This window comes from Paraburkholderia sp. BR10923 (genome assembly GCF_040948765.1).
GTDB lineage: Bacteria > Pseudomonadota > Gammaproteobacteria > Burkholderiales > Burkholderiaceae > Paraburkholderia > Paraburkholderia youngii.
Map to the genome: position 1 here is coordinate 1 of NZ_JBFPKO010000076.1, position 7,287 is coordinate 7,287.

Sequence of the window (7,287 nt, forward strand, 5' to 3'; positions counted from 1 at the left end):
AAAACAAACTCTCGGTGAACGTGTCGGCGCCGCCCATGATCTCCAGTGGGCAAGTGGTGGTTCATCTATCAACGCTTCACGAACTCTGCGCGATGACGTGTTTCAGCGGTACTTCAGCAACCTGTTAGGTCGTTATAAGCCAACATTATGCTCGCGTGCCGCCTCTTGCTATTGACAACTCGTGGGACGGCTGAGGTCGATATGCCGGTGGTTCTGTGCCAGACAGCGCGTATTTGTGTCTGCCGAAAGCATCGAGCGTGGCCGTTGGCGCGAGCGCTGAGTCTAACCATGGATTTCTCCTCTTGTTTGCGTGGCGTGAGACGCGCAAGTGTCGTACCAATCCAAAAATGCTTGCCCAACAACGAGATCACTCTTCAACGCGTTGTTTCATTCCTGACATTGTCGAAAATCTGACAAGGTCCCACACGCGCGTGGTTGTTACCATATAACGGCCTTCCAATCCGCTGACGTGAGATAGGACCAACGCGAACAACTTTGATGTCCATGTCGCGGTCCATAGTGGAGACGAGGCCCGCGCCCTTTGCGGTGTCGAGGGTCGTCGCTGTCGAATTGAATGTAGTTGGTGACGTTCATGCTTTTCACTCTTATTTAGTGGTAGCCATGTTCGTCCCAAAGGCACGGCGGAAAGCGGCGCGTACCGCAGGCTGGAGCGTGAGCGGCAAAGGCGACGACGAATTCCGACGTGAAGGCGAGCGCCATCCCCATCAAACGCCGGACAGCCCGACAACGAAAAGGCTCACCGCGTCGGCGCCAAGTCGTCCCGTGAGGATAACGTCGAGGTCGGCATCTGAAGGAAAGAGAACCAAGGCGGCGATCGCGACTACACCCTCTCGATCAGTAAGCTTGCCACTGTCACGTTGCTGAATTGGTCGAGTAAGATCGCGTGATCAAGGATGGAAAATCGCTTTATCACGGTTATCGTCTTCCACTGCGGTCATCAGCTGCGCGGTGTGGCGGTACTACCTGTTTCAGTTGAGGCTGCACGACATCGAGGAACTGCTGTTCGAAGCCGAGGTTATCGTCAGCCACGAAACGGTCTGCACGCCGGTGCGATAAATTCGGTGCGTGTTTCGTGCACCGTGTAAGCGGCGCGTCGTGAGCCTTGGCCTCTCGAACTCGCGTGCCCAGTGATGCGCGCCGGGTCAGCTGTCCATCCCGATAAGACAAGGAGGTAAAGATGCGACACCTTCAAGCAACCGAGTGCGGCGAATTTCCGGGCCTACCAATTCGGGCTTGCCGGTCGCCGGCAGCGCACAGACATTCGTGGCCAGATCAAAATCCTAGCTTTACGATTGCCGTGGACTGCCCCTTCGAGGGAGTTAATAGAGTGCGAGAACCACATCGTGGCGCCTTGATGCCATCGCCCGCAACAGGCACCTGATTGCGGACGAAGCCTCTTTCATTCGGACTTGGCCTCTGTGGGCATGCCGCGAAATGCCTTGAGTGCCCGCACGTGAGAAGCCAGCAGCGTTTCGATACGCAATGTCGACGACGACTCCGCGCAGCTGACGCGGCTTTAACTCGACGTCGCAATGAACGCGGCAAGCATATCTGATGAAGTCGGGCCTGAACCCCGGACCGGCGACGCCCGTCGCCTAAGGCCCTTAAACCCGTCAACCGTCGCGGAAGATGAAGCTGTACGCGCTCAACGCCGGCACGCCGCCCAGGTGCGCATACAGCACGCGCGAGCCGGCCGGAAATTCGCCGTTACACACCTTGTCGATCATGCCGTGCATCGATTTTCCCTCGTACACCGGATCGGTCAGCATGCCTTCGAGCCGCGCGCACAAACGGATCGCCTCGAGCGTGCCGTCGTTGGGCAGACCGTATTCCGGACCGCCGTAGCGCTCGTCGAGCACGATGTCCTTCGCGGTGATGTCGCGGCCCAGCTCGACGCTCTCGGCGGTCCGCTTCGCGATGCGCGTGATCTGCTCGCGCGTCTGCGCCGGTTTCGCCGAGGCGTCGATGCCGATCACCCGATCGGCGCGGCCGTCGGCGGCGAAACCGACGACCATGCCCGCTTGGGTGCTGCCCGTCACCGAGCACACGACGATGTAGTCGAATTTGAAGCCCAGTTCGGCTTCCTGCTGGCGCACCTCTTCGGCGAAGCCGACGAAGCCGAGCCCGCCCAGCGGATGATCTGAGCAGCCGGCCGGAATCGCGTACGGCTTGCCGCCGGCAGCGCGCACGCTGTCGAGCGCGTCTTCCCAGCTCTTGCGAAAGCCGATGTCGAAGCCGTCCGGCACGAGCCGCACGTCGGCGCCCATCATGCGCGACATCAGGATGTTGCCGACACGGTCGTACACCGCATCTGGGTAGTTGACCCAGCTCTCCTGCACGAGCACGCACTTCAGGCCCAGATGCGCGGCAACCGCCGCGACCTGGCGCGTCTGGTTCGACTGGATTCCGCCGATCGACACGAGCGTGTCGCAGCCCTGCGCAAGCGCGTCGGGGATCAGATATTCGAGCTTGCGGGTCTTGTTGCCGCCGAACGCGAGGCCGCTGTTGCAGTCCTCGCGCTTGGCATAAAGCTTGACCTTGCCGCCGAGATGCTCGCTCAGACGGTTGAGCGGCTGGATCGGCGTCGGCCCGAAGGTGAGCGAGTAGCGGGGGAAACGTTGCAGGTTCATCGGGGCTCCGTGGCGAGTGATTTCCGTGAGTTCATGGTAAGAGGCCAGTTCAAAGATGTGACTCCTCTCCTTTGAAAATGTTCCAGCAGATGAGCGAGCAAGCAAAAACTGACGAATGCTTGCTTGATAATATGGCCGCGACGGTCGATGTCGATACGACGACGTCGGACGTTGCAGAGCCACGCGTGAGTCCGTGCTGCCAACCAGCGGAATTTGCTGAGACCGCTACCATCTTCGGTTCTTCGTTGTCCAATCACTGGCTTTATGCCGCGATCATGCAAGTGTTGGCGATTTGTCGGTGTGGTAGTCGCGATCGCCGCAAATGACCGCGGGCCTACGAAATGTTCTGCCGCACGCGATGCGTCGGCTTTGGCCCGGATTTTCGCTGCCTTCGTCCGCAGTCCCTGCATTTTCGTCGTCATGTGTTCTGTACGTTTCGAATCCAGCGAGGCGGGCACCAGAAATAGTGCTACAGCCTTTTGACAGGTTTTTCTTGCTATCGCTCTCGGCGTCGACGGGCATCTTACGTGTTAAGGCGACGATGGGGCGCGGATGACATGCGCATCGGGAGTTACACTGTTTCCCATTTCGAACGATTGATCGTTTCGCTATGTGCGAATTGTCGCCTTATCCACGGGCGCGGACCGAGAAGTCCGTGTTTTTGAATAGCCAGGGTATTCGTTTCAAGGTGTATTAACTCGGCAAGCCGTGCAATGCTGTTTGTGTTCGCTGGGCGATATGGCATAGTGCGGCTTACTCATCCTATCCAAAGGAAAACAAGCATGGCTACGCTGGAAGCCGTCCAGGCAAAAATCGCAAAGCTCCAAGCACGGGTGGCAGTGTTAGAGAAGAGATATTCGGCAACAGCGATCGGGAAAATCCTCCGTATGCTGGAACAGCACTCTCTATCTATTGCTGATATTGAGGCGTCTTTGGGCAGGCGACCCGGCCGCGGACCCGGCGCGACTGCACCGGCCAAGCGGGAGGCATCGGCAACGAAGTACGCCGACCCAAAGACGGGGGCGAACTGGTCCGGTCGTGGCCGGGCACCGGCTTGGATCGCTAAGATAAAAGACCGCACCAAGTTCCTGGTGACGAACACTACGACGAACTCAACAGCGACTGCTCAGAAAACGCTTAAGTCTGAGAAGAAAGTAAAGGAGCCGCAGCCTCACATCTATCAGAACCCTAGGACAGGAGCGACTTGGAGCGGGCGTGGTCGTACGCCGTCGTGGATCGCAGGTGCCAGAGACCGCACGAAGTTCCTGATCTCCGCGGCCGAGACACCCGAAAATTCTCGAAAGGTGGCAAAAGCAGTCCATTCCAGCAAGACAGCTGCTCCGAAGAAAGCCGCAGGCAGGAAGGCAGCAACAAAAAAAACGGCGGAGCAATAAGGCGTCGGAATACCTCAGCACCGGTGCGGGAAGAGCACCTCGGAGACTGGTAGTGGCGCTTTGTCGGCTATCCTCTGGCGGAGGCGTGCATCGAATGGCTCGGCGAAGTCGACAGCTGCTGATGCAAACGTTGCGCCGCAAACGGCAGCAATCGTGAGTGCGCCTCTCAGATATATGTAGGAGACCCACGGGGCTGCGCGATATACCTCCGCAGCCCAGCGTTGTTCTTGCACTCGGCCGCAGTCCCTCCAATCGGGCGTCGTGCCAGTCTCCGACCCTATCCTTTGCAATTGCTCCGCGATGAGCGATTTGGCACATTCGCAATGGCGAATGCTGTCGTAGAACTGACCACCCGGTGGGTAGGGGTGGAAATGTGCTGGGCATCACTGATCAAAGGTCTAGTGATGCCGCGGAGTGAAGGACGTAATGGCAGTTGCTTTAGAGCGTGTTATGCACTTTTGTTAAGGGCTGAAATTGGATGAGCATAGTACGGGGAATACGACGAAACGCAAGTCAGCGAGGGTCTCGGCCGATCGCCCGTAGTGTTTGGCCAGCCTGTGGAAGCCGGTGAGCCAGCCGAAGATGCGGTCGACTACCCCCGCGCGTGGCAACAAGACAAAGCCTGCTTCGCCTCCGGCAGCATGATGACCTGTAGCCCGATTCTTCGAGTGCAGTCTGCGCAGGTCCTTCGCCGATGTATCCTTGGTCGGGGCCATCGTGTCAGTTTGGCCCTGTGGCCTGCTGAAGGGCGATCGCGTTGGACGAGGCGGCGCTTGAGCGCTTTTTTCCGCCGCAGTCGTTGAGTCCACCGGATGCCCAACCGACCGCGCCGTGAGCTCGGTAGGAGAGGCGTGCGTCGTCTAGGAGCCCGTAGACTGTAGCTGGTTTGCATACAGTAGATGCGATGGGCAACGGACTGTCAGTCGCGCAGCGCCAGCCCCCCGAGGCGAGAAGCTGTTGATCGATTGCTCGGGCCAGAGGCTCGGCATCGTCGATCCACACCGGCGAGATCTGCGGACGGAGCTATTCGTCGCGACGCTCGCCGCATCAATCGACACTTATGCGAAATCACCTAGCCCAACCAGCTCAGAGCGTCACCGGGCGTATGCGACGTCCGGCGTCGCGCTGGGCTTTACAAACGAGCCGGTGCAACAGTTGCCTCGGTCCTTGTCGACAGCTGCGGGCGAGGCCGGGCGCGGAAAGCGGCTCTTTCACGATTTCCGATTATCGTCGGATCACACGATAGCCTGTGCCAGGTGCCACACGCTGCCAACCGGTGGAGTAGATGGAAAAAGGGCTTAGTCGGGCGTCGGCGCTCAGCGGGGGCGATTAGAGGGTGTTAGATCCTATGCAGCAGGAAGGCCGGTGAGCTGATCCGTAAAATCAGCTTGTCAACGCTTGCTCAAAGGAGAGCATCATGCACACACAACAGGTCTCCACACCGTGCGCCGAGGAAATTGTACTGGCGGTGTCGCTTGAGCTCGCAATGGCGAAGTGGAAAGTTGCGCTGCATGATGGCCGCCGCGATCGGCCAGCCGTGCACACGGTCACGCAGCCACAGGCCACATCACGTCTGCAGGCGGTGCTGTCCCTGATTGAACAGCACCGGCAGAAATGGGCGTTGCCGGCTGAACTACGGATTGCCGTAAGCTATGAGGCCGGCCAAGACGCGTTCTGGATCTATCGTGCCTTGCAAGCTCGCGGGATCGAATATTATGTCGTCGATCCCGCGAGCATCCCTGTTGAGCGCCAGAAGCGGCGCGCCAAGACGGACCGGCTGGATGTAATCAGGCTGGTCATCAACCTGCGTGCGTGGCTGCATGGTGAACGCGATCGCATGCGCGCGATCCGTGTGCCGTCACTGCAGGATGAGGCGTCGCGCCACGTGATACGCGATCGTGGGCAACTGCAGAAGGAAGTCCTGCAACACCGGGATCGCATGCGCAAGCTACTGGTCACGCTCGGTTGCTGGGGTGAAGTCGACAGCCGGAAGTTCGCCGCACGTCTGGCACGCGGTGACGTACGGCGCCACGACGGTATGCCACTGCCACTGCCACTGGAACTGCAGCAACGGCTGCTGCGCGAATGCGAACGACTGGCGCTCGTCGAGCAGCAACTGGCGACACTGGAGAAGGAGCGGCTCGAGAGTCTCCCCGAGTCCGCGCGCGAGCGAATCGATCGCACGCCTCACACGCCTGAGCGGCATTGGGGCCGTTGGTGGCTCGCGACTGGCACTGGAGCTGTTCTGGCGGCAGTTTAGCAACCGTCGCCAGGTCGGCGCTTGCGTGGGCCTCGCGCCTCAGCCTTACGACAGTGGTGAGAGCCAGGTCGACCAGGGCGTCAGCAAGCAAGGCAATCGGCGAGTGCGGGCACTACTGATCGAGATGGCATGGTCGTGGATCCGTTACCAGCCAGACAGCGTCCTGACGCATTGGTTCTCGCAGCGAACAGCAGGCACGGGTCCCAATCGTCGCGGTCGCACGACGTCTCGCGATTGCACTATGGCGGTACTTAAAGGACGGCGTAGTTCCCGAAGGAGCATGATTGAAGCACCGTAGATCAGTAGCGCGAACGATAAATCTGTAACGCGGGAGCAAGCGAATACAGTCTGAAGTGAACATGCCCGTAAAAGTGTCGGGTTGCTCCACGCAACCGACTCGTTAGATGGGGCATGTTCCCGATGTTGAATACGGCGTAACGCGCATGCAGGATGAGGCTGGTATCAAGCCAGCGGATAGAAGGTGGTGAGACGTCAAGTCTCACGAGCGCAAGAACCGGCTTCAGACCATCGCGGCTGACTGGCAATACAAACCGTTCGTTCTGTGATGCAGCGGAAGGACTTACACATCAGTCGAGAAGTTAGCTCGATAAGGGCTTGACAAACGACTGCTCATAGAAGGCACTTTTGCTAAGGGTTGCAAAGTGAACGAGCATAAGCACGGAGAACACGACGAAGTGCAAGCCGGCCAGAGTTTCGGGCAATCGCTCGTAGTCTCTTGCCAGTCGGCGGAAGCGGTTGAGCCAGCCGAAGCTGCGCTCGACCACCCAGCGGCGCGGCAACAGCACGAACCCCTTTTTCGCCTCCGGCAGCTTGATGACCTGAAGTTCAATCCCTTCGTCAAGCGCCGCCTGTGCGGGCTCTTCGCCGGTATATCCCTGATCCGCGAACGCCACCTTGACCGTCTGGCCCGTGGCCTGCTGAACCTGACGCGCCAGTTCTCCAACCTGCGCGCGCTCCTGCT

Annotated in this window: 4 protein-coding genes and 5 pseudogenes; 4 read left to right on the forward strand and 5 right to left on the reverse strand. The window is 59.3% G+C overall.

Translation table 11 applies throughout. The features are described 5' to 3' along the window. Nucleotides 1-907: 907 nt before the first annotated feature. Nucleotides 908-1,124, forward strand: a pseudogene (locus tag AB3X94_RS40810) (IS6 family transposase); the annotation flags it as partial. Between the two features lie 42 nt (nucleotides 1,125-1,166). Here AB3X94_RS40810 and AB3X94_RS40815 read toward each other — a convergent pair. The 3 genes and pseudogenes from AB3X94_RS40815 to AB3X94_RS40825 form a co-directional block, all read right to left on the reverse strand. Beyond that, nucleotides 1,167-1,292 (reverse strand): annotated as a pseudogene (locus tag AB3X94_RS40815) (IS110 family transposase); the annotation flags it as partial. Between the two features lie 342 nt (nucleotides 1,293-1,634). Next, nucleotides 1,635-2,651, reverse strand: a complete 1,017-nt coding sequence (locus tag AB3X94_RS40820) for a 1-aminocyclopropane-1-carboxylate deaminase (protein ID WP_368594332.1) — start codon at nucleotides 2,649-2,651, stop codon at nucleotides 1,635-1,637. Between the two features lie 49 nt (nucleotides 2,652-2,700). Continuing rightward, nucleotides 2,701-3,002 (reverse strand): annotated as a pseudogene (locus AB3X94_RS40825) (IS5/IS1182 family transposase); the annotation flags it as partial. 431 nt (nucleotides 3,003-3,433) lie between these two features. On the opposite strand from AB3X94_RS40825, the gene AB3X94_RS40830 reads away from it, so the two are divergent. After that, complete coding sequence (locus AB3X94_RS40830; RefSeq protein ID WP_368594333.1) at nucleotides 3,434-4,045, forward strand: H-NS family nucleoid-associated regulatory protein; 612 nt, start codon at nucleotides 3,434-3,436, stop codon at nucleotides 4,043-4,045. 461 nt (nucleotides 4,046-4,506) lie between these two features. On the opposite strand, the pseudogene AB3X94_RS40835 reads toward AB3X94_RS40830, so the two are convergent. Beyond that, nucleotides 4,507-4,753 (reverse strand): annotated as a pseudogene (locus AB3X94_RS40835) (IS5/IS1182 family transposase); the annotation flags it as partial. Nucleotides 4,754-5,191: 438 nt separating this feature from the next. On the opposite strand from AB3X94_RS40835, the gene AB3X94_RS40840 reads away from it, so the two are divergent. Continuing rightward, nucleotides 5,192-5,347: a cytochrome c peroxidase gene (locus AB3X94_RS40840; RefSeq protein ID WP_312883737.1), complete on the forward strand. Its 156-nt coding sequence runs from the start codon at nucleotides 5,192-5,194 to the stop codon at nucleotides 5,345-5,347. 115 nt (nucleotides 5,348-5,462) lie between these two features. Next, a pseudogene (locus tag AB3X94_RS40845) lies at nucleotides 5,463-6,589 on the forward strand (IS110 family transposase). Nucleotides 6,590-6,904: 315 nt separating this feature from the next. Here AB3X94_RS40845 and AB3X94_RS40850 read toward each other — a convergent pair. Then, on the reverse strand, nucleotides 6,905-7,287 hold a 383-nt coding region (locus AB3X94_RS40850; protein WP_368614411.1), incomplete at its 5' end, for a transposase.

Bases quoted from the DNA above. Each gene is read 5' to 3' on its own strand.
- AB3X94_RS40820 (WP_368594332.1), bottom strand. From the start codon at position 2,651: ATGAACCTGCAACGTTTCCCCCGCTACTCGCTCACCTTCGGGCCGACG.
- AB3X94_RS40830 (WP_368594333.1), top strand. From the start codon at position 3,434: ATGGCTACGCTGGAAGCCGTCCAGGCAAAAATCGCAAAGCTCCAAGCA.